The sequence below is a fragment of the Kluyvera georgiana genome, from assembly GCF_050990895.1.
Taxonomy (GTDB): domain Bacteria; phylum Pseudomonadota; class Gammaproteobacteria; order Enterobacterales; family Enterobacteriaceae; genus Kluyvera; species Kluyvera georgiana.
Genome location: NZ_CP158865.1, coordinates 4,386,465 through 4,406,744 on the forward strand (window position 1 = coordinate 4,386,465; position 20,280 = coordinate 4,406,744).

Consider the following 20,280-nt stretch of genomic DNA (forward strand, 5'->3'; position numbering starts at 1 on the left):
CAGGCAATAAGGCCGGGTCGCCCGGCCTTGTATTTAAATCCACCACAAGAAGCCCCATATATGAAGAATGCGACGTTCTATCTTCTGGACAATGACACCACCGTCGACGACCTCAGCGCCGTCGAGCAACTGGTGTGTGAAATTGCCGCAGAACGTTGGCGCGCGGGCAAGCGCGTGCTGATCGCCTGCGAAGACGAGCAGCAGGCCATTCGCCTGGATGAAGCCCTGTGGAGCCGTCCTCCGGACAGTTTTGTGCCGCATAATCTGGCGGGCGAAGGCCCAAGAGGCGGTGCACCGGTGGAGATAGCCTGGCCTGCCAGGCGCAACAGCAGCCCACGGGATATACTGATAAGTCTGCGGGTAAACTTTGCAGATTTTGCCACCGCTTTCACAGAAGTGGTAGACTTCGTCCCTTACGAAGAAACTCTGAAACAACTCGCACGCGATCGCTACAAAGCCTACCGCGTGGCTGGTTTTAACCTGAATACGGCAACCTGGAAATAATGGAAAAGACATATAACCCGCAAGATATCGAACAGCCGCTTTACGAGCACTGGGAACAGCAGGGCTATTTCAAGCCTAACGGCGACGAAAGCAAAGAGTCCTTCTGCATCATGATCCCGCCGCCGAACGTCACCGGCAGTTTGCATATGGGTCATGCTTTCCAGCAAACCATCATGGACACCATGATCCGCTACCAGCGCATGCAGGGCAAAAACACCCTGTGGCAGGCCGGTACCGACCACGCGGGTATCGCCACCCAGATGGTGGTTGAGCGTAAGATTGCCGCTGAAGAAGGGAAAACCCGTCACGACTACGGTCGCGATGCCTTCATCGACAAAATCTGGCAGTGGAAAGCGGAATCCGGCGGCACCATTACCCGTCAGATGCGCCGTCTCGGCAACTCCGTTGACTGGGAGCGCGAGCGCTTCACCATGGACGAAGGCCTTTCCAATGCCGTGAAAGAAGTCTTTGTTCGCCTGTACAAAGAAGACCTGATTTACCGTGGCAAACGCCTGGTAAACTGGGACCCGAAACTGCGCACCGCCATCTCTGACCTGGAAGTGGAAAACCGCGAGTCCAAAGGCTCGATGTGGCACATCCGCTATCCGCTGGCCGACGGCGTGAAGACCGCAGACGGTAAAGATTACCTGGTCGTCGCGACCACCCGTCCGGAAACTATTCTCGGCGATACCGGCGTGGCCGTTAACCCGGAAGATCCGCGCTACAAAGATCTGATCGGTAAATTCGTTGTCCTGCCGCTGGTTAACCGCCGTATTCCGATCGTGGGCGACGAACACGCCGACATGGAAAAAGGCACCGGCTGCGTGAAGATCACCCCAGCGCACGACTTTAATGACTACGAAGTCGGGAAACGTCACGGCCTGCCGATGATCAACATTCTGACCTTTGACGGCGACATCCGTGAAACCGCGGAAGTGTACGACACCAAGGGCGAAGAGTCCGACGTTTACTCCAACGCGATTCCGGCTGAATTCCAGAAGCTGGAACGCTTTGCCGCGCGTAAAGCGATCGTCGCAGCCGTTGACGCGCTGGGCCTGCTGGAAGAAATTAAACCGCACGACCTGACCGTTCCTTACGGCGACCGTGGCGGCGTGGTTATCGAACCGATGCTGACCGACCAGTGGTACGTCCGTGCCGACGTGCTGGCGAAACCAGCGGTTGAAGCCGTTGAAAACGGCAGCATTCAGTTCGTGCCGAAGCAGTACGAGAACATGTACTTCTCCTGGATGCGTGATATTCAGGACTGGTGTATCTCTCGTCAACTGTGGTGGGGTCACCGTATCCCGGCATGGTACGACAACGACGGCAACGTTTATGTAGGCCGTACCGAAGACGAAGTCCGCCAGGAAAACAACCTCGGCGCCGACGTTGCGCTTCGTCAGGACGAAGACGTTCTCGACACCTGGTTCTCCTCCGCGCTGTGGACTTTCTCCACCCTCGGCTGGCCGGAAAACACCGACGCGCTGCGTCAGTTCCACCCAACCAGCGTGATGGTTTCCGGCTTCGACATCATCTTCTTCTGGATTGCCCGCATGATCATGATGACCATGCACTTCATCAAAGATGAAAACGGCAAGCCGCAGGTGCCGTTCCATACCGTCTACATGACCGGTCTGATCCGTGACGACGAAGGCCAGAAGATGTCCAAATCCAAGGGTAACGTCATTGACCCGCTGGATATGGTCGACGGCATCTCCCTGCCGGAACTGCTTGCCAAGCGTACCGGCAACATGATGCAGCCGCAACTGGCTGAGAAGATTGCCAAACGTACCGAGAAGCAGTTCCCGAACGGCATTGAGCCGCACGGCACCGACGCCCTGCGCTTTACCCTGGCGGCGCTGGCATCGACCGGTCGCGACATCAACTGGGATATGAAGCGCCTGGAAGGTTACCGTAACTTCTGCAACAAGCTGTGGAACGCCAGCCGCTTTGTGCTGATGAACACTGAAGGTCAGGATTGCGGCTTCAACGGCGGCGAAATGACCCTGTCGCTGGCAGACCGCTGGATCCTGGCTGAATTCAACCAGACCGTTAAAGCGTACCGCGAAGCGCTGGATAACTTCCGCTTCGATATCGCCGCAGGCATTCTGTACGAATTCACCTGGAACCAGTTCTGTGACTGGTATCTGGAGCTGACCAAACCGGTGATGACCGGAGGTTCCGAGTCTGAACTGCGCGGCACCCGCAATACGCTGGTCACCGTGCTGGAAGGTCTGCTGCGCCTGGCGCATCCGATCATCCCGTTCATTACTGAAACCATCTGGCAGCGCGTGAAGGTCATTTGCGGTATTACCGCCGACACCATCATGCTGCAGCCGTTCCCGGAATATAACGCCGCGCAGGTTGATGAAGCCGCGCTGGCCGATACCGAATGGCTGAAGCAGGCGATCGTCGCCGTACGTAATATCCGTGCGGAAATGAACATCGCGCCAGGCAAACCGCTGGAGCTGCTGCTGCGTGGTTGCAGCGCTGACGCGATGCGTCGTGTGAACGACAACCGTAGCTTCCTGCTGAACCTGGCACGTCTGGAAAGCATCACCGTGCTGCCTGCCGATGACAAAGGTCCGGTTTCCGTGACCAAAATCATCGATGGCGCCGAACTGCTGATCCCGATGGCTGGCCTCATCAACAAAGAAGATGAGCTGGCGCGTCTGGCGAAAGAAGTGGCGAAAATCGAAGGTGAGATTGCCCGTATCGAAGGCAAACTCTCTAACGAAGGTTTCGTCGCTCGCGCACCAGAAGCGGTGATCGCCAAAGAGCGTGAGAAGCTGGACGGTTACGCAGAAGCCAAAGCGAAGCTGATTGAGCAGCAGGCGGTTATCGCCGCGCTGTAATCAGCGTGCCTGTACGTTTGCCGGATGGCGCTGCGCTTATCCGGCCTACGGGCAGCATCAGCGTAGGTCGGATAAGCGCAGCGCATCCGACACCGCAGACGACAAAGCCTCTGATGCATATGCTCAGAGGCTTTTTATTGAATTATCCTCGCTTGCGCTTCCCCTCACCGCAGTGGTATTAACTGCATATGTTCCACATTTCTGTCATGAGTTCGCTATGAGTGTTATTACACCTGTCTCGGCGACGCTGCGCCGCATTACCGCCAACGACAACGCTGCCATCGCCCATGTGATTCGCCAGGTCTCTGCCGAATATGGCCTGACCGCCGATAAAGGCTACACCGTGGCCGACCCGAATCTGGACGAGCTGTTCCAGGTCTACAGCCAGCCGGGTGCGGCCTACTGGGTGGTTGAGCAAAATGGTGAGGTGGTGGGCGGCGGCGGCGTAGCGCCGTTAGGCTGTAGCGAGCCGGATATCTGCGAACTGCAAAAAATGTATTTTCTGCCGAGCGTACGCGGCCAGGGGCTGGCAAAGAGGCTGGCGCTGATGGCGCTGGATCATGCCCGCGAGCAGGGGTTTAAACAGTGCTATCTGGAAACGACCGCGTTTCTGACGGAAGCTATCCATCTTTACGAACGTCTGGGGTTCGCGCATATCGCGGAACCCCTGGGCTGCACCGGTCACGTCGACTGTGAAGTCCGGATGCTGAAACCTCTCTGAGGCCACACAGCGTTATTGCATCTCGGCAGACAACATCAGACGTATCACGCCGGCCGCACGCGCGGTCGGCAGTTTAAGGACCTGTGCCCATAAATCCTGCACCATGTCACAGGTCAGCTTCTCTTTTCCCACGCCTTTATTTGGGTCGGCCATGATTTGGATATCCTGGCCATAACGCTGTACCAGCGTCGGGCTGAGGGTTTGCAGGTCCTGAAGCGCCAGCTGTTTTTCTTCTGCCGTCACGGTATGTTTCTTCGGGCCATTGGAGGCATACAGCATGCCCATGTCGCTCGCCATACGACGCTCCATGATCTCGCGAGGAATAATGCGTACCGGATTAATTCCCCCTTTCACCGCCGGGAACAGAAAACGGAAGCATTCATCATCCCCGACTTTCTGCACCGCGGCAATTTGCTCGAGATTAATCTTCATATAGCCAATAACATCGGCATCGGGCGCCTGCTGCAAACGCGCCATCTGCATCTGTAGGATCTGCGGCTGGATGGCGTCAATAATCTGCTGCTCGCTTTTCCCTGCCTCCTTCATCTGCGCCGCCTGGTTGCGAATATGCTCCCACAGCGCAGGTTCCTGCTCTTTAATGACCTGATAAACAGGCATGGTCAGCATCGCATCTTCGAATTTCTGCGCTTCCGTTTTTCCATAGTCCGGGCTTTCGCGCGGAATCAGGTAATGCACGTCGAACAGATTCCAGCCGACAATGGCAACCACGAAGATCACGACGCCCGCGATCTTGCCAATCCAGCCTTTTTTGCGAAATACGCCGACGATGATGGCGATAACTGCACCGATATACCCTGCCAGTAATACGTGTACCCAGTTCATTGAATGTCCTTACCCAAATCAATCGTTATTCCGGAGATTATGCTTCCCCGTGATGAGTTTCGATTATTGCGGTAAAGATGAACGATTTCCAGCCACTAAATTTTTCTGCTGAGAACAGAAAATGGATACCGTGCAGAAAGTTAAGTTATACCGGCACACCGCTGTGGAAGCGGAACTCTTCGTCCGGCGAAACGATCAGCGACGCTTCTACTTCGCCAAAGAAACGCACCCGATCGCGGATATCCACGGCGGAGACCTGTTGCGCCAGCGCCAGATAATCCTGATAGTGTCGCGCCTCGGATCGCAGCAGCGACAGATAAAATGCCTGCAAATCTGCCTCGAGATACGGTGCCAGCGCGGCAAAACGCTCGCAGGAGCGGGCTTCGATATACGCTCCGCAAATCAGCTTATCAATCAGCGTCAGCGGCTCGTGGGTTCGCACCTCTTTGAGCATGCCTTTGGCATAGCGGCTGGCGGTGATTTTGACGTAGGGAATATCGCGACGCTGCATCGCCTCACGCACCTGCCAGAAGTGGTGCAGTTCCTCTTTAATCAGCAGCACCATGCTGTCTATTAACTGCCGGCCCCACGGGTCGTCGGTCTGCGGCATCGCGCTTTTGTTTATCTGCTTATTCAGCGCGGCGAAATCGGGTTCCTCACCCTCGCGAAAGGCAAAAGCTTCATACGGCCTAAGCCAGTCGAGCAGCGCCTGCGCGCCCGCTTTGTCGGCGACATATTTACGCACCAGCAGCATCGCCGTTTGCGCCGCTTTCAGCTCACAAACTAAATGATCGGTCAGCAACAGAGGCAGATTTTCCGGATCGCGAGCTTTATCGAGCCATGCCTGAGGCGTTTTACAGTGCAGAAAGTTAAGAACCGGAGAGAGTATATGCGGGTAATCCATACCAAAATCCTTGCCTACGGCAGCGGGCGCTGCCGTAGGTGATGAGATGACTTAGTGACGTACGCCGTCGTCTTCTTCGTCGACGTAATCGTCGTCGTCATCGCCTTCTTCGCCGTTCGGGTCTTCGTAGTAGGTGCCCCAACCGTCGTATTCCACTTCAAACTTTTCAGCCAGGTTCATCAATTGCTCAACCTGCGCGTCGATGAGCTCAGCATTCAGCGCACATTCACTGAGGATGTCGCAGCAGATCACGGTGTCACCCTCTTCCACTTCCAGCTCTTCCGGCTCGGTCACTTCATAGCCCAGCTTGAACGCTTCAACCGCCGCTTTTTCCAGGCTTTCGAAATCGTCAGCGGAAAGGTGGTGCTCAATGGTGTACAGCGCGTCAGGATCGCTGCCGTCTTCCAGCAGTTCTTCAATAATCAGGCGCGTTTCTTCACGCTGCTCTTCCAGGTGTTCCGGGTTTGCCATGGCTCTTTCCTCATAATGTGGCTGATACTCTTATTGTCACATACCGTTGCCGTTGCCTCCACCTTTCCGATAAAGATTTGTTATTGGGGTTGCAAATGAATATTCATACATATAAAGTGAATTTTAATTCAATAAGTGGCTTGAGCCAGGTGAGGGAATTATGTCTACTCTGTATAAAAAGAACTTCTTAAAATTACTCGATTTTACTCCTGCAGAAATCACCACGCTGCTGCAACTCGCAGCCAAACTAAAAGCGGATAAAAAGAGCGGCACGGAGTCGCCGAACCTGACCGGTAAAAACATCGCGCTCATCTTCGAAAAAGACTCGACCCGTACCCGATGCTCTTTCGAAGTTGCCGCTTACGATCAGGGTGCTCGCGTGACTTATCTGGGATCCAGCGGCAGCCAGATTGGCCATAAAGAGTCGATTAAAGACACAGCGCGCGTGCTGGGCCGCATGTATGACGGCATTCAGTATCGCGGTTATGGCCAGGAAGTGGTCGAAACGTTGGCAGAGTACTCCGGCGTGCCGGTATGGAACGGCTTAACCGACGAATTCCACCCGACGCAGCTGCTGGCGGACCTGCTGACCATGCAGGAGCACCTGCCGGGCAAAGCGTTCAACGAAATGACGCTGGTCTATGCCGGTGATGCGCGTAACAACATGGGGAACTCCATGCTGGAGGCCGCTGCGTTAACCGGCCTGGATCTGCGCCTTGTTGCCCCACAGGCGTGCTGGCCGGAAGAGAGTCTGGTGGCCGAGTGTAAAGCGCTGGCGCAGAAAAACGGCGGCAACGTAACGCTGACGGAAGATATCGCCGAGGGCGTAAAAGGGGCCGATTTTATCTATACCGACGTTTGGGTCTCGATGGGCGAAGCCAAAGAGAAATGGGCGGAACGTATCGCGCTGCTGCGCGGCTATCAGGTCAACAGCGCCATGATGAAGCTTACCGGCAACCCGCAGGTCAAATTCCTGCACTGCCTGCCTGCTTTCCATGATGACCAGACCACGCTGGGTAAGAAAATGGCCGCGGAGTACGGTATGCACGGCGGTATGGAAGTGACCGATGAGGTCTTTGAATCATCGGCCAGCATCGTATTTGATCAGGCTGAAAACCGCATGCACACCATCAAAGCCGTGATGGTGGCGACGCTGAGTCAATAAGCGGGCTATACGCCCTGGCCTGACGGTCAGGGCGTATAAATGTTCAGGCAACCAGCAGTTTCACTACGAGCTTGCGCACTTTCGCCGGCGTGCCGACAGCGCACAGCGGTTTGTGTACTTCCCCCGGGTAAAACACCACGAAGTCACCTTCGCTCATGACGACCATTTTTTCCTGCACGCCTTCCGGCAGGAAAGCGATGTCTTTATCGGCCAGCCAGTCGGTGTCCGGTTTGCCCGCAGGCTGGGTGCTGAACGCCATCCCTTCCTGACCGCTCAGCACTACCTGAATATCCAGGTAACGCGCGTGATACTCGGCACGACGCTCGGCAAACGGCTCGGTCATGTTTTCAGAAACCATATAGAACAGACGGTTGCCGTCGATGTCGTATTTCCCTTCCGGGGTTTCCGCAGTAACGTTCGCTTTAATGTAGGCAATCGCCTGACGAAGTTCTTCCGGCAGCCAGGGCTGCACGTTATGAATGTTGCCAATAATCATGATGACTCCATAAATAAAACAATGTTTCAATTTTAAGTTGTTATACGTAAATTCGCGATACCATACCAGCACTTTTTATCCCGTTATTGCCATCCTGCCGGTTTAGCGCACACTTTGCGCCTGACGGGCGCAGCGCGGAATTTAAATGCATAAAAAGCGAATACTCATTCTGTGAGAATCGTTTTCGTTGATTAAAATGTGAATTCACCGCTTGATCCCTTACCAAAGCTGCGTATAATGCCAGCCGTTTTGCCGGGAGGAATTATGGTTCAGTGTGTACGACATCGCGTCTTACCGCGTCTGAAAAAAGGCGCTGGCCTGCCGTTTTTCCTTTCCGTTGCATCCGTATTCGTAAAGCCCCTTATTTAAGGGGCTTTTTTTTTGCGCCGTCGTCAGGAGATAAACATGGCTAATCCGCTGTATCAAAAACACATCATTTCCATAAACGATCTCAGCCGCGAAGACCTTGAGCTGGTTTTGGCGACCGCCGCTAAACTGAAAGCGAATCCGCAGCCGGAGCTGCTGAAGCACAAGGTTATCGCCAGCTGTTTCTTCGAAGCGTCGACGCGTACCCGCCTCTCGTTTGAAACCTCAATGCACCGTCTTGGCGCCAGCGTGGTTGGTTTCTCCGATAGCGCCAACACCTCGCTCGGTAAAAAAGGCGAAACCCTGGCCGACACCATCTCCGTCATCAGCACCTACGTCGACGCCATCGTGATGCGTCACCCGCAGGAAGGCGCGGCGCGCCTGGCGACAGAATTCTCTGGCGGTATTCCGGTGCTCAACGCCGGTGATGGCGCGAACCAGCACCCGACGCAAACGCTGCTGGATCTGTTCACCATTCAGGAAACACAGGGCCGTCTTGAGAACCTGAATATCGCCATGGTCGGTGACCTGAAGTACGGCCGCACCGTGCACTCGCTGACACAGGCGCTAGCGAAATTTAACGGTAACCGCTTCTACTTTATCGCCCCGGACGCGCTGGCGATGCCGCAGTACATCCTCGATATGCTCGACGAGAAAGGTATCGCCTGGAGTCTGCATAGCGCCATTGAAGAGGTGATGGCCGAGGTCGACATTCTCTACATGACCCGCGTGCAGAAAGAGCGTCTCGACCCGTCCGAATACGCCAACGTGAAGGCGCAGTTCGTCCTGCGCGCGGCAGACCTGACCGGCGCACGCGATAACATGAAGGTGCTGCACCCGCTGCCGCGCATTGATGAAATCACCACCGATGTCGATAAAACGCCGCACGCCTGGTACTTCCAGCAGGCCGGCAACGGCATCTTCGCCCGCCAGGCGTTACTGGCACTGGTACTGAATAGCGAACTGGCTCTGTAAGGGGAAATGACGATGACACACGACAACAAATTGCAGGTAGAAGCCATCAAACGTGGCACCGTGATTGACCACATCCCGGCACAGGTCGGTTTTAAACTGCTGACGCTGTTCAAACTGACCGAGACCGACCAGCGCATCACCATCGGCCTGAACCTGCCTTCCGGCGAAATGGGCCGCAAGGATCTGATTAAAATTGAGAATACCTTCCTCACTGACGAGCAGGTTAACCAGCTGTCGCTGTATGCCCCGCAGGCTACCGTGAACCGTATCGACAACTATGAAGTGGTAGGGAAATCTCGTCCCAGCCTGCCGGAACGCATTGAGAGCGTGCTGGTGTGCCCAAACAGCAACTGCATTAGTCATGCTGAGCCGGTTTCCTCCAGCTTTGCAGTGAAAAAACGTGCCGATGACGTTGCGCTCAAATGCAAATACTGCGAAAAAGAGTTTTCCCATTATGTGGTGCTGGCCAACTAATTGCGGTTGGTATTGGAATTAGGCGTCCCTATAATGGCTACGACCTAATTACTGCAGTTCATCTGGAGATATCATGAGCAAAACTATTGCGACGGAAAATGCACCAGCAGCTATCGGCCCATACGTTCAGGGCGTTGACCTGGGCAGCATGATCATCACTTCCGGTCAGATCCCGGTTGACCCGAAAACCGGCAGCGTGCCGGAAGACGTGTCCGCACAGGCGCGTCAGTCGCTGGAAAACGTCAAAGCTATCGTTGAGGCCGCTGGCCTGAAAGTGGGCGATATCGTGAAAACGACCGTATTCGTAAAAGATCTCAACGATTTCGCGACCGTTAACGCCACCTACGAAGCGTTCTTCACCGAGCACAATGCCACCTTCCCGGCGCGTTCCTGCGTTGAAGTGGCGCGTCTGCCGAAAGACGTGAAGATTGAAATCGAAGCGATTGCCGTTCGTCGCTAATTTCGATGCAGTATAAAGAAAGGCAGCCAATGGCTGCCTTTTTTGTTTGGCGGTGGCGTTTTCAACATCCACCCTATAGGTCGGATAAGGCGAAGCCGCCATCCGGCAACCTGCGCCATTCTGCCTGATGGCGCTTCGCTTATCAGGCCTACAATCGAGGTTACTGCCAGCCATAGCGGCGGCTGAAGAACCCTTTCACCATCTGCGTGAAGGTCATATACCCCACCAGAATCGCCACCAGCCACGGGAAATAGCTCAGCGGTAATGCTTCTAATTGCAGATAGCTTGCCAGCGGTGAGAACGGCAGCGCGATGCCCACCGCCATCACCAGCAGCGTCATCGCGAACAGCGGCCAGGCGGCGCGGCTTTGCACGAACGGAATGCGGCGGGTACGGATCATATGCACAATCAGCGTCTGCGACAGCAGACCTTCAATAAACCAGCCGGACTGGAACAGCGTCTGCATTTCTGGCGTATTCGCTTTAAACACCCACCACATCAGGCAGAAGGTCAGAATATCGAAGATAGAGCTGATCGGCCCAAAGAAGACCATAAAGCGCCCCAGGTCAGCCGGATTCCAGCGCTGCGGTTTACGAATCTGCTCATCGTCAACGTTATCGAACGGCAGCGCCACCTGGGATACATCGTACAGCAGGTTCTGAATCAGTAAGTGTAACGGCAGCATCGGCAGGAACGGCAGGAAGGCGCTGGCCACCAGCACGCTGAAGACGTTACCGAAGTTAGAGCTGGCGGTCATCTTGATGTATTTGAGCATGTTCGAGAAGGTACGACGCCCTTCGATCACGCCCTCCTCCAGCACCATCAGGCTCTTTTCCAGCAGGATGATATCCGCCGCTTCACGGGCGATATCCACCGCGCCATCCACGGAAATACCGATGTCCGCCGCGCGCAGCGCCGGGGCATCGTTGATGCCGTCGCCCATAAAGCCCACCACGTGACCTTCGCGTTTCAGCAGGGTCACGATGCGTTCTTTATGCATCGGCGTCAGGCGAGCGAATAGCGTGGTGCGCTGGGCAAGTTTTGCCAACTCGTCATCGCTCAGGTGCTCAATCTCGCTGCCGACAATCACATCGCCCGCGTCGAGCCCTACTTCGTGGCACACTTTCGCCGCGACCAGCTCGCTGTCGCCAGTGAGGATTTTCACCGTAATACCGCTGGCTTTCAGCGCTTTCAGCGCCGGTGCGGTGGTCTCTTTCGGCGGGTCGAGGAAAGCAATGTAGCCTTCGAGGATCAGATCCGACTCATCAATGCGCTGGTAGTCGCCTTCGCGCGCCGGGAGAAATTTGCTCGCCACCGCGACCACGCGCAGCCCCTGACGGTTCAGGGTATCAGTCACGCGTTTGATGCGGCGCAGCATGGTCTCGTCCAGCGGCACGATTTCGCCGTTGTGATAGACCTGGGTACAGACGTTGAGGATCTCCTGCAACGCGCCTTTGCAAATCAGCTTGTGCACGTCTGGTTTTTCACTCACCACCACCGACATGCGGCGGCGTTCGAAATCAAACGGGATCTCATCGATTTTCTGCCAGTCGCTCGAGAGCTGACGCGCCACCGTTTCATCGACGCCTTCGAGCACCGCGGTATCCAGCAGATTCTTCAGCCCGGTCTGATAGTGACTGTTCAGCCACGCGGTTTGCAGCACGCGTTCGCTGACCTTGCCGGAGATATCGGTATGGTTCTCCAGCACGATTTTATCCTGCGTCAGGGTGCCGGTTTTGTCAGTGCAGAGAATATCCATCGCGCCAAAGTTCTGGATGGCGTCGAGGTGCTTCACGATAACCTTCTGTTTGGACAGCTTCACCGCGCCGCGCGCCAGCGTTGAGGTGACGATCATCGGCAGCATTTCCGGCGTCAGGCCAACCGCCACGGAGAGGGCAAACAGCGCCGCTTCCCACCAGTCACCTTTGGTATAGCCGTTGATCACCAGCACAATAGGCGCCATCACCAGCATAAAGCGGATCAGCAGCATGCTGACGCGGCTGATGCCTTTCTGGAAAGCGTTCGGCTCGCTCTCCTGCTCGCTCACGCGCCCGGCCAGTTGGCCGAACCAGGTATTGGCGCCGGTGGCAATCACCATCGCCTGCGCGGTGCCGCTCACCACGTTGGTGCCCATAAAGCACAGGGTGTCGCACTCAAGCGGGTTGGTTTGCTGCGGCTCGCGGGTCTGCGCCACTTTCTCAACCGGCAGCGATTCCCCGGTCAGCGAGGCCTGCGCCACAAACAGGTCGCGCGCCTGAATCACGCGCAGATCCGCCGGGATCATGTCCCCCACGGCAAGCTTGATAATATCGCCGGGTACCAGCTGGTCGATGGGCAGTTCGACCCAGCTGCTCTCACCTTTGTCATTGATGACGCGCAGCACCGTCGCGGTGTTGCTGACCATCGCTTTCAGGGTATCCGCCGCTTTGGTCGAACGGGCTTCCTGCACAAAGTTCAGCAGCGTGGAAATGCCCACCATCAGCACAATCACCACCGCAGCGAACAGATCTTCCGTGGCGTAGGAGACGGCGGCCAGTACGGTCAGCAGAATGTTAAACGGGTTACGGTAGCAGAGCCACAGATGCACCCACCACGGCTGTGGCCGCTGAGTCGGCAGCTGGTTTTCACCGTGAGCGGCGCGCGCCTGCTCGACTTCAGCCGCGTTCAGCCCTTCCGGATGCGTGTTAAAGGCGTGCCACAGTTCCTGCTCATTGAGCTGGGCCATTTTCAGGCAGTGCTCGCTAAGCGAGGAGGGAATCGGCGTATGGGCGACGCTTTGCTGAGTCGGCATCGGATCGCGCTGTACCAGACGGCGCGGGAGGTGGCGGCCAAGCTGTGCAAACAGCTGCCGGGTTAAATTTTTCAGCATACAAAATCCCCCTGCAGTCGCCGGACGCGACCGCAGTCAGGCCTACGGGCACAGCTAATCTGTACCGCACAGGCACTCAATTTTTATCTTGCAGGGACATGATTAAGGAATGTCACTGCCTCACATCATCGGCAAGGCAGCGCAAAACTGACTTACCGGAACGTTACTCTCCAGCGCGAGAGAGGTGTGGGATCGGGATCCATAAAGCCTCCGGTAAGGTTGATAGTAGAAAACGCCGCGCATTATACGCAGAAAATCATAAGTTTTGTGGCTATTAGGGCGATATAATAACGGCGGGTAATTCAACGACACGTCAACCATCTGTTCTGACGGCAAAATATTCACGTGGGGCAACTATATGCAAAATCGGCTGACCATCAAAGATATCGCTCGTCTGAGCGGTGTTGGCAAATCAACCGTCTCCCGCGTGTTGAATAACGAAAGCGGCGTCAGCGAACGCACCCGCGAACGTGTGGAAGCGGTGATGATGCAGCACGGCTTCTCCCCTTCCCGCTCCGCACGCGCCATGCGTGGGCAAAGCGATAAAGTGGTCGCCATTATCGTCACTCGTCTGGATTCGCTGTCGGAAAACCTGGCGGTGCAGACCATGCTGCCCGCGTTCTACGAGCAGGGCTACGACCCGATTATGATGGAAAGCCAGTTCTCGCCCGCAAAGGTTTTAGAGCATCTGGCGATGCTCAAACGTCGCAATATCGACGGCGTGATCCTGTTTGGGTTTACCGGCGTCACCGAAGAGACGTTGGCCAACTGGCAGCCCTCGCTGGTGCTGATGGCCCGCGATGCCAGCGGTTTCTCCTCGGTTTGCTATGACGATCATGGCGCCATCACTCTGCTGATGCAGCGCCTGTATGAACGCGGCCACCGCCATATCAGCTTCCTCGGGGTACCGCCGAGCGATGTCACCACCGGCCAGCGTCGTCACGACGCCTATCAGGCCTTTTGCCAGCGCCATCAGCTCACGCCGATGGCCGCGCTGCCGGGCCTGGCGATGAAACAGGGCTACGACTTCGCTCGTGAGGTCATTGCCCCCAAAACCACCGCACTCATTTGTGCCACCGATACTCTGGCGCTGGGCGTCAGCAAGTATTTCCAGGAACAGCGCATCGATAACGTCCAGTTGGCGAGCGTCGGCAACACCCCGCTAACCAAGTTTCTGCATCCGGAAATTATCACCGTCGATCCCGGCTACGCCGAGGCAGGACGCCGTGCGGCAGAGCAGCTGATCTCCCTGATTGGCGGTAAGCGCGAACCGCAGCAGATCGTGATCCCCGCCATCCTCGCCTAAGCGTAAAGTCAGCTTTAATGTGATCCTGGCTACGTTTCGGGAACGTTCCCATTTTCCCAAATCGGTAAACCCGCTACGCTTATAATCAGCGTATTAATAACGATTCATTTCCTGAATCCGCCAGGGCGCCCATACCACGGCAGCCTGAATTGGCGGTTATCGGGGAGATCTTATCTCTGTTTGAAGGCCCTATCATGAGCAAAAAAATAGACCAAAAGAACATCGATAAACTTATCGAGCTGGTCGGCGGACGCGAAAACATCGCCACCGTCAGCCACTGCATCACGCGCCTGCGCTTTGTGCTGAACGACCCGGCCAAAGCGGATCCAAAAGCGATTGAAGAACTGCCGATGGTGAAGGGCTGCTTCACCAACGCCGGGCAGTTCCAGGTGGTCATCGGCACCGAGGTGGGCGACTACTATCAGGCGCTGCTCGCTACCACCGGCCAGACCGGCGTGGATAAAGAGCAGGCCAAACAGGCGGCGCGCCAGAACATGAAATGGCACGAGCAGATGATCTCCCATTTCGCCGAGATCTTCTTCCCGCTGCTGCCGGCGCTGATCAGCGGGGGTTTGATCTTAGGCTTCCGCAACGTGATCGGCGACCTGCCGATGAGCAACGGCCAGACGCTGGCGCAGATGCACCCGTCGCTGCAAACCATCTATGACTTCCTGTGGCTGATTGGCGAGGCGATCTTCTTCTATCTGCCGGTCGGTATCTGCTGGTCGGCGGTGAAGAAAATGGGCGGTACGCCGATCCTCGGTATCGTACTCGGCGTGACGCTGGTTTCTCCACAGCTGATGAACGCCTATCTGCTGGGTCAGCAGGTGCCGGAAGTGTGGAACTTCGGCCTGTTTACCATCGCCAAAGTCGGCTACCAGGCGCAGGTTATCCCGGCGCTGCTGGCGGGTCTGACCCTCGGCTTTATTGAGACGCGCCTTAAGCGCATCGTGCCGGACTATCTGTACCTCGTTATCGTACCGGTGTGCTCGCTGATTCTGGCAGTATTCCTCGCTCACGCGATTATCGGGCCATTCGGTCGCCTGATTGGCGATGGCGTTGCCTTCGCCGTGCGTCACCTGCTGACCGGCAGCTTCGCACCGATTGGCGCCGCGCTGTTCGGCTTCCTGTACGCACCGCTGGTGATCACCGGCGTGCACCAGACCACGCTGGCGATTGATATGCAGATGATTCAGAGCATGGGCGGCACCCCGGTATGGCCGATGATTGCCCTGTCGAACATCGCGCAGGCCTCTGCCGTCGTCGGCATTATCATCTGCAGCCGTAAGGCGAAAGAGCGTGAAATCTCCGTTCCGGCGGCTATCTCTGCCTACCTCGGCGTCACCGAACCGGCGATGTACGGGATCAACCTGAAATACCGCTTCCCGATGCTCTGCGCCATGATTGGTTCCGGTATCGCGGGCCTGCTGTGCGGCCTGTACGGCGTGCTGGCGAACGGTATCGGCGTCGGCGGCCTGCCGGGCATCCTGTCAATCAAACCGACCTTCTGGGCGGTCTACAGCGTCGCAATGGTTATCACCATCGTGGTACCGATTATCCTGACGGTTGTCGTCTACAAGCGTAAAGAACGTCAGGGCACGCTGCCAGTCATGTAAACACACCTTCTTCGGGGCGCATTTGCGCCCCTGATTCTTATTCGAGGACAACCCATGAATACACTACCTCACTGGTGGCAAAACGGCGTGATTTACCAGATCTACCCGAAAAGCTTCCAGGACACGACCGGCAGCGGAACGGGAGATCTGCGCGGCGTGACCTCACGACTCGACTATCTGCAAAAGCTCGGCGTTGATGCCCTCTGGATAACACCGTTCTACGTCTCTCCGCAGGTGGATAACGGTTACGACATCGCTAACTACACCGACATCGACCCGTCTTACGGTACGCTCGACGATTTTGATAAGCTGGTTGCCGAAGCACATCAGCGCGGCATTCGTATCGTGCTGGACATGGTGCTCAACCACACCTCCACCCACCATGCGTGGTTTAAAGAATCGCTGAATAAAGAGAGTCCGTACCGCCAGTTCTATATCTGGCGCGACGGCACGCCGGAAACCCCGCCGAATAACTGGCGTTCGAAGTTTGGCGGCAACGCCTGGCAGTGGGATGCGGCCAGCGGGCAGTACTATCTGCACCTGTTCGCTACCGAGCAGGCGGATCTCAACTGGGAAAACGAGACGGTACGCGCTGAACTGAAAAAGGTCTGTGAATTCTGGGCCGATCGCGGCGTCGATGGCCTGCGTCTCGACGTTATCAACCTCATCTCTAAAGACCAGTCCTTCCCGGACGATCATCAGGGCGACGGTCGCCGCTTCTACACCGATGGCCCGCGCGCGCACGAGTTCCTGCAGGAGTTCAGCCGCGACGTCTTTACGCCGCGCAACCTGATGACCGTTGGCGAGATGTCCTCCACCTCCCTCGAAAACTGTCAGCAATATGCCTCTCTCGACGGCAAAGAGCTGTCGATGACCTTTAACTTCCACCACCTGAAGGTGGACTACCCTGGCGGCGAGAAGTGGACGCTGGCGCGTCCGGATTTCGTGGCGCTGAAATCGCTGTTTAGTCACTGGCAGCAGGGCATGCACAACCGGGCGTGGAATGCGCTGTTCTGGTGTAACCACGACCAGCCGCGCATCGTCTCCCGCTTTGGCGATGAGGGTGAATATCGCATTACGGCGGCGAAGATGCTGGCGATGGTGCTGCATGGCATGCAGGGTACGCCGTACATCTATCAGGGTGAAGAGATTGGCATGACCAACCCACACTTCACGACGATAGAGCAATACCGCGACGTTGAAAGCCACAACATGTATAACGAGCTGCTGGCGCAGGGGCGTGATGCCGGGGAACTGCTGGCGATTCTGGCCAGCAAATCCCGCGACAACAGCCGTACGCCGATGCAGTGGGACGCCAGTCCTAATGCCGGATTTACCACCGGCGAACCGTGGATTGGCGTCAGCCATAACTTTGCCGACATCAACGTTGAACGTGCGCTGGCCGACCCTGACTCGGTGTTTTACGCCTACCAACAGTTGATTGCACTGCGTAAATCCGAACCGGTACTGACCTGGGGCGACTATCAGGATCTGCTGCCGGCGCATCCATCGCTGTGGTGCTACCGCCGTCAGTGGCAGGGGCAGACGCTGCTGGTCGCCGCGAACCTCAGCGGCGAGCCGCAGGATTGGGAGCCACCGGCAGGCTCCACCGATGGCGAGGTGCTGATGAGCAACTACGCCACCCCTGCTGGCATGACGCTGCGACCGTTTGAAGCCATCTGGTGGCTTCAGCGTTAAACCGCCGGCCCGGTAGCGCCCTGCTGCCGGGCTTCTTCGCATCCCGCTGTTTTTCAGTCCTTTTTTGGACATTTATTGCGCAACAAAATTTACATAACCTGTAGCGCCTGTCATCTGTACTCTTGCATTTTTACTTTGTTCTGAATCAATAAAAGCGCAAACATCTTTGATGCAAATCACTACATATAGAACTTAAAATGCGTCCCGGCCCAACATATGGTATTTATCGTCTATCATTGCACAATGAGAATCACGAAAAAGATAGCCGATATGTGGATAACCTGGGCCACACGCGGGGGAAAGTGTTGGTTAATGGAGTAAATACGCCAATCGTTGTTTTCCCACCTCTGTGGATAACCTGTTCTTATAAATATTGGAGTGATCATGACACCGCATGTGATGAAACGAGATGGCTGTAAAGTGCCGTTCAAATCAGAGCGCATCAAAGAAGCAATTCTGCGTGCAGCTAAAGCAGCGGGAGTCGATGACGCAGACTATTGCGCCACCGTCGCAGCAATCGTTAGCCAACAAATGCAGGGCCAGCCGCAGGTTGATATCAACGAAATTCAGACCGCCGTTGAAAACCAGCTGATGTCCGGGCCGTACAAACAGCTCGCTCGCGCCTACATCGAATATCGCCATGACCGCGATAGCCAGCGCGAGAAGCGCGGCCGCCTGAACCAAGAAATTCGCGGCCTGGTTGAGCAGACCAACTCGGCGCTGCTTAACGAAAACGCCAACAAAGACAGTAAAGTGATCCCGACCCAGCGCGACCTGCTGGCCGGTATCGTGGCCAAACACTACGCTCGCCAGCACCTGCTGCCGCACGACGTGGTCATGGCGCACGAGCGCGGCGTGATTCACTACCATGACCTCGACTACTCGCCGTTCTTCCCGATGTTCAACTGCATGCTGATCGATCTGAAAGGCATGCTGACCCAGGGCTTCAAAATGGGTAACGCGGAAATTGAGCCGCCGAAATCCATCTCGACCGCCACGGCGGTAACCGCGCAGATTATCGCGCAGGTCGCCAGCCACATTTACGGCGGCACCACCATCAACCGCATTGATGAAGTACTGGCGCCGTTCGTCACCGAAAGCTTCAACAAGCATCGTAAAATCGCCAACGAGTGGCAGATTCCGAACGCGGAAGAGTACGCTCGCTCCCGCACGGAAAAAGAGTGCTATGACGCCTTCCAGTCGCTGGAGTATGAAGTCAACACGCTGCACACCGCCAACGGCCAGACCCCGTTCGTGACCTTTGGCTTCGGCCTCGGCACCAGTTGGGAATCACGTCTGATTCAGCAGTCTATTCTGCGTAATCGTATCGCGGGCCTCGGCAAAAACCGCAAAACCGCGGTGTTCCCGAAGCTGGTGTTTGCCATTCGCGACGGTCTGAACCACAAGCCGGGCGATGCCAACTACGACATCAAACAGCTGGCTCTGGAGTGCGCGAGCAAGCGCATGTATCCGGACATCCTCAACTACGATCAGGTGGTGAAAGTCACCGGTTCGTTTAAAACCCCGATGGGCTGCCGCAGCTTCCTCGGCGTGTGGGAGAATGAAAACGGCGAGCAGGTTCACGATGGGCGTAACAACCTCGGCGTGATCAGCCTTAACCTGCCGCGCATTGCGCTGGAGGCCAAAGGCGATGAAGCCGCATTCTGGTCTCTGCTCGACGAACGTCTGGTGCTGGCGCGTAAAGCGCTGATGACCCGTATTGCCCGCCTGGAAGGGGTGAAAGCCCGTGTGGCACCTATCCTCTACATGGAAGGGGCCTGCGGCGTGCGTCTGAAAGCAGACGACGACGTTTCAGAAATCTTCAAAAACGGTCGCGCCTCCATCTCTCTGGGCTACATCGGTATCCACGAGACCATCAACGCGCTGTTCGGCAATCAGCATATGTACGACAACGAAATGCTGCGTGAAAAAGGCGTGGCGATCGTTCAGCGTCTGCGCGATGCCGTTGACCAGTGGAAAGAGGAAACCGGCTACGGCTTTAGCCTGTACAGCACGCCGAGCGAAAACCTGTGCGACCGCTTCTGTCGTCTCGACACCGCCGAGTTTGGCGTGGTGGAAGGCGTAACCGACAAAGGCTACTACACCAACAGCTTCCACCTCGACGTGGAGAAGAAAGTTAACCCGTACGACAAAATCGACTTTGAAGCACCGTACCCGCCGCTGGCGAACGGCGGCTTCATTTGCTACGGCGAGTACCCGAACATTCAGCACAACCTGAAAGCGCTGGAAGACGTGTGGGACTACAGCTACCAGCACGTGCCGTACTACGGAACCAACACGCCGATCGACGAATGCTACGAGTGCGGCTTTACCGGTGAGTTCGAATGCACCAGCAAAGGCTTCACCTGCCCGAAATGCGGTAACCATGACGCGGCTCGCGTGTCGGTCACCCGCCGCGTGTGCGGCTACCTCGGAAGCCCGGATGCCCGTCCGTTCAACGCCGGTAAGCAGGAAGAAGTAAAGCGCCGCGTTAAACACCTGGGTAACGGGCAGCTCGGTTAAGGCCGAGCGGTTTATCCCCTCACCCTCTCCCTCA

General features: G+C 56.3%; 19 protein-coding genes. 13 read left to right on the forward strand and 6 right to left on the reverse strand.

Features of this window, described 5'->3' with window-relative positions; all coding sequences use genetic code 11:
* Positions 1-60 precede the first annotated feature (60 nt).
* The 3 genes from holC (at position 61) to ABTW00_RS20805 (ending at position 4,080) form a co-directional block, all read left to right on the forward strand.
* Positions 61-504, forward strand: coding sequence for a DNA polymerase III subunit chi (holC, locus tag ABTW00_RS20795; protein ID WP_064546994.1), 444 nt, complete (start codon positions 61-63; stop codon positions 502-504).
* A complete protein-coding gene (locus ABTW00_RS20800; protein WP_433637348.1) occupies positions 504-3,359 on the forward strand; it encodes a valine--tRNA ligase in 2,856 nt (951 codons plus the stop codon). The genes holC and ABTW00_RS20800 overlap by 1 nt, the downstream gene beginning before the upstream one ends.
* Before the next feature lie 217 nt (positions 3,360-3,576).
* Positions 3,577-4,080 (forward strand): GNAT family N-acetyltransferase, encoded by a 504-nt coding sequence (locus ABTW00_RS20805; protein WP_433637351.1) that lies wholly within the window; start codon positions 3,577-3,579, stop codon positions 4,078-4,080.
* 12 nt (positions 4,081-4,092) lie between these two features.
* On the opposite strand, the gene ABTW00_RS20810 is transcribed toward ABTW00_RS20805, so the two are convergent.
* The 3 genes from ABTW00_RS20810 to rraB form a co-directional block, all read right to left on the reverse strand.
* Positions 4,093-4,923: a topoisomerase II gene (locus ABTW00_RS20810; protein ID WP_065358338.1), complete on the reverse strand. Its 831-nt coding sequence runs from the start codon at positions 4,921-4,923 to the stop codon at positions 4,093-4,095.
* A gap of 145 nt (positions 4,924-5,068) precedes the next feature.
* Positions 5,069-5,827 carry a tRNA isopentenyl-2-thiomethyl-A-37 hydroxylase MiaE gene (miaE, locus tag ABTW00_RS20815; protein ID WP_433637354.1) on the reverse strand — a complete coding sequence of 253 codons (759 nt, stop codon included), beginning with the start codon at positions 5,825-5,827 and terminating at the stop codon, positions 5,069-5,071.
* Between the two features lie 51 nt (positions 5,828-5,878).
* A complete protein-coding gene (gene rraB, locus ABTW00_RS20820) occupies positions 5,879-6,298 on the reverse strand; it encodes a ribonuclease E inhibitor RraB (RefSeq protein WP_064546984.1) in 420 nt (139 codons plus the stop codon).
* 95 nt (positions 6,299-6,393) lie between these two features.
* Between rraB and argL the strand changes: the two genes are divergently transcribed.
* A complete protein-coding gene (gene argL / locus ABTW00_RS20825; protein WP_373995169.1) occupies positions 6,394-6,489 on the forward strand; it encodes a putative translational regulatory protein ArgL in 96 nt (31 codons plus the stop codon).
* The gene (gene argF, locus ABTW00_RS20830) at positions 6,459-7,463 is read left to right on the forward strand and encodes an ornithine carbamoyltransferase (RefSeq protein WP_433637358.1); all 1,005 of its coding nucleotides are present in this window, start codon (positions 6,459-6,461) and stop codon (positions 7,461-7,463) included. The genes argL and argF overlap by 31 nt, the downstream gene beginning before the upstream one ends.
* 43 nt (positions 7,464-7,506) lie before the next feature.
* On the opposite strand, the gene ABTW00_RS20835 is transcribed toward argF, so the two are convergent.
* Complete coding sequence (locus ABTW00_RS20835) at positions 7,507-7,959, reverse strand: YhcH/YjgK/YiaL family protein (RefSeq protein ID WP_064547048.1); 453 nt, start codon at positions 7,957-7,959, stop codon at positions 7,507-7,509.
* 264 nt (positions 7,960-8,223) lie between these two features.
* Here ABTW00_RS20835 and ABTW00_RS20840 point away from each other — a divergent pair, with 264 nt between their 5' ends.
* The 4 genes from ABTW00_RS20840 (at position 8,224) to ridA (ending at position 10,234) form a co-directional block, all read left to right on the forward strand.
* Positions 8,224-8,328, forward strand: coding sequence for a pyrBI operon leader peptide (locus ABTW00_RS20840; protein WP_100250007.1), 105 nt, complete (start codon positions 8,224-8,226; stop codon positions 8,326-8,328).
* A gap of 36 nt (positions 8,329-8,364) precedes the next feature.
* Positions 8,365-9,300, forward strand: coding sequence for an aspartate carbamoyltransferase (gene pyrB, locus ABTW00_RS20845; RefSeq protein WP_064546980.1), 936 nt, complete (start codon positions 8,365-8,367; stop codon positions 9,298-9,300).
* 12 nt (positions 9,301-9,312) lie between these two features.
* On the forward strand, positions 9,313-9,774 hold the full coding sequence (gene pyrI / locus ABTW00_RS20850) for an aspartate carbamoyltransferase regulatory subunit (RefSeq protein WP_064546978.1): 462 nt from the start codon (positions 9,313-9,315) through the stop codon (positions 9,772-9,774).
* Between the two features lie 73 nt (positions 9,775-9,847).
* Positions 9,848-10,234, forward strand: a complete 387-nt coding sequence (ridA, locus tag ABTW00_RS20855) for a 2-iminobutanoate/2-iminopropanoate deaminase (protein WP_000047541.1) — start codon at positions 9,848-9,850, stop codon at positions 10,232-10,234.
* A 160-nt stretch (positions 10,235-10,394) separates the two neighbouring features.
* Here the strand turns inward: ridA and mgtA are convergent, their stop codons facing one another.
* Both mgtA and mgtL read right to left on the reverse strand, forming a co-directional pair.
* The gene (gene mgtA, locus ABTW00_RS20860; RefSeq protein ID WP_433637362.1) at positions 10,395-13,103 is read right to left on the reverse strand and encodes a magnesium-translocating P-type ATPase; all 2,709 of its coding nucleotides are present in this window, start codon (positions 13,101-13,103) and stop codon (positions 10,395-10,397) included.
* 152 nt (positions 13,104-13,255) lie between these two features.
* Positions 13,256-13,306, reverse strand: coding sequence for a mgtA regulatory leader peptide MgtL (gene mgtL, locus ABTW00_RS20865; RefSeq protein ID WP_122983162.1), 51 nt, complete (start codon positions 13,304-13,306; stop codon positions 13,256-13,258).
* A 155-nt stretch (positions 13,307-13,461) separates the two neighbouring features.
* Between mgtL and treR the strand changes: the two genes are divergently transcribed.
* From treR to nrdD, 4 genes are all read left to right on the forward strand, one after another.
* Entirely contained in the window at positions 13,462-14,409 is a 948-nt protein-coding gene (gene treR, locus ABTW00_RS20870; protein WP_433637364.1) for a trehalose operon repressor TreR, read from the forward strand.
* Positions 14,410-14,603: 194 nt separating this feature from the next.
* Complete coding sequence (treB, locus tag ABTW00_RS20875; protein ID WP_064547046.1) at positions 14,604-16,025, forward strand: PTS trehalose transporter subunit IIBC; 1,422 nt, start codon at positions 14,604-14,606, stop codon at positions 16,023-16,025.
* Between the two features lie 54 nt (positions 16,026-16,079).
* Entirely contained in the window at positions 16,080-17,723 is a 1,644-nt protein-coding gene (treC, locus tag ABTW00_RS20880) for an alpha,alpha-phosphotrehalase (protein ID WP_433637366.1), read from the forward strand.
* Positions 17,724-18,107: 384 nt separating this feature from the next.
* Positions 18,108-20,246, forward strand: a complete 2,139-nt coding sequence (nrdD, locus tag ABTW00_RS20885) for an anaerobic ribonucleoside-triphosphate reductase (protein WP_065358396.1) — start codon at positions 18,108-18,110, stop codon at positions 20,244-20,246.
* The last annotated feature ends 34 nt before the right edge of the window (positions 20,247-20,280 follow it).

Coding starts and splice junctions, on each gene's coding strand:
- ABTW00_RS20810 (WP_065358338.1), bottom strand. CDS start 4,923: ATGAACTGGGTACACGTATTACTGGCAGGGTATATCGGTGCAGTTATC.
- ridA (WP_000047541.1), top strand. CDS start 9,848: ATGAGCAAAACTATTGCGACGGAAAATGCACCAGCAGCTATCGGCCCA.
- ABTW00_RS20800 (WP_433637348.1), top strand. CDS start 504: ATGGAAAAGACATATAACCCGCAAGATATCGAACAGCCGCTTTACGAG.
- pyrI (WP_064546978.1), top strand. CDS start 9,313: ATGACACACGACAACAAATTGCAGGTAGAAGCCATCAAACGTGGCACC.
- treR (WP_433637364.1), top strand. CDS start 13,462: ATGCAAAATCGGCTGACCATCAAAGATATCGCTCGTCTGAGCGGTGTT.
- ABTW00_RS20805 (WP_433637351.1), top strand. CDS start 3,577: ATGAGTGTTATTACACCTGTCTCGGCGACGCTGCGCCGCATTACCGCC.
- argF (WP_433637358.1), top strand. CDS start 6,459: ATGTCTACTCTGTATAAAAAGAACTTCTTAAAATTACTCGATTTTACT.
- argL (WP_373995169.1), top strand. CDS start 6,394: ATGAATATTCATACATATAAAGTGAATTTTAATTCAATAAGTGGCTTG.
- treB (WP_064547046.1), top strand. CDS start 14,604: ATGAGCAAAAAAATAGACCAAAAGAACATCGATAAACTTATCGAGCTG.
- ABTW00_RS20835 (WP_064547048.1), bottom strand. CDS start 7,959: ATGATTATTGGCAACATTCATAACGTGCAGCCCTGGCTGCCGGAAGAA.
- mgtA (WP_433637362.1), bottom strand. CDS start 13,103: ATGCTGAAAAATTTAACCCGGCAGCTGTTTGCACAGCTTGGCCGCCAC.
- pyrB (WP_064546980.1), top strand. CDS start 8,365: ATGGCTAATCCGCTGTATCAAAAACACATCATTTCCATAAACGATCTC.
- rraB (WP_064546984.1), bottom strand. CDS start 6,298: ATGGCAAACCCGGAACACCTGGAAGAGCAGCGTGAAGAAACGCGCCTG.
- treC (WP_433637366.1), top strand. CDS start 16,080: ATGAATACACTACCTCACTGGTGGCAAAACGGCGTGATTTACCAGATC.
- miaE (WP_433637354.1), bottom strand. CDS start 5,827: ATGGATTACCCGCATATACTCTCTCCGGTTCTTAACTTTCTGCACTGT.
- nrdD (WP_065358396.1), top strand. CDS start 18,108: ATGACACCGCATGTGATGAAACGAGATGGCTGTAAAGTGCCGTTCAAA.
- ABTW00_RS20840 (WP_100250007.1), top strand. CDS start 8,224: ATGGTTCAGTGTGTACGACATCGCGTCTTACCGCGTCTGAAAAAAGGC.
- holC (WP_064546994.1), top strand. CDS start 61: ATGAAGAATGCGACGTTCTATCTTCTGGACAATGACACCACCGTCGAC.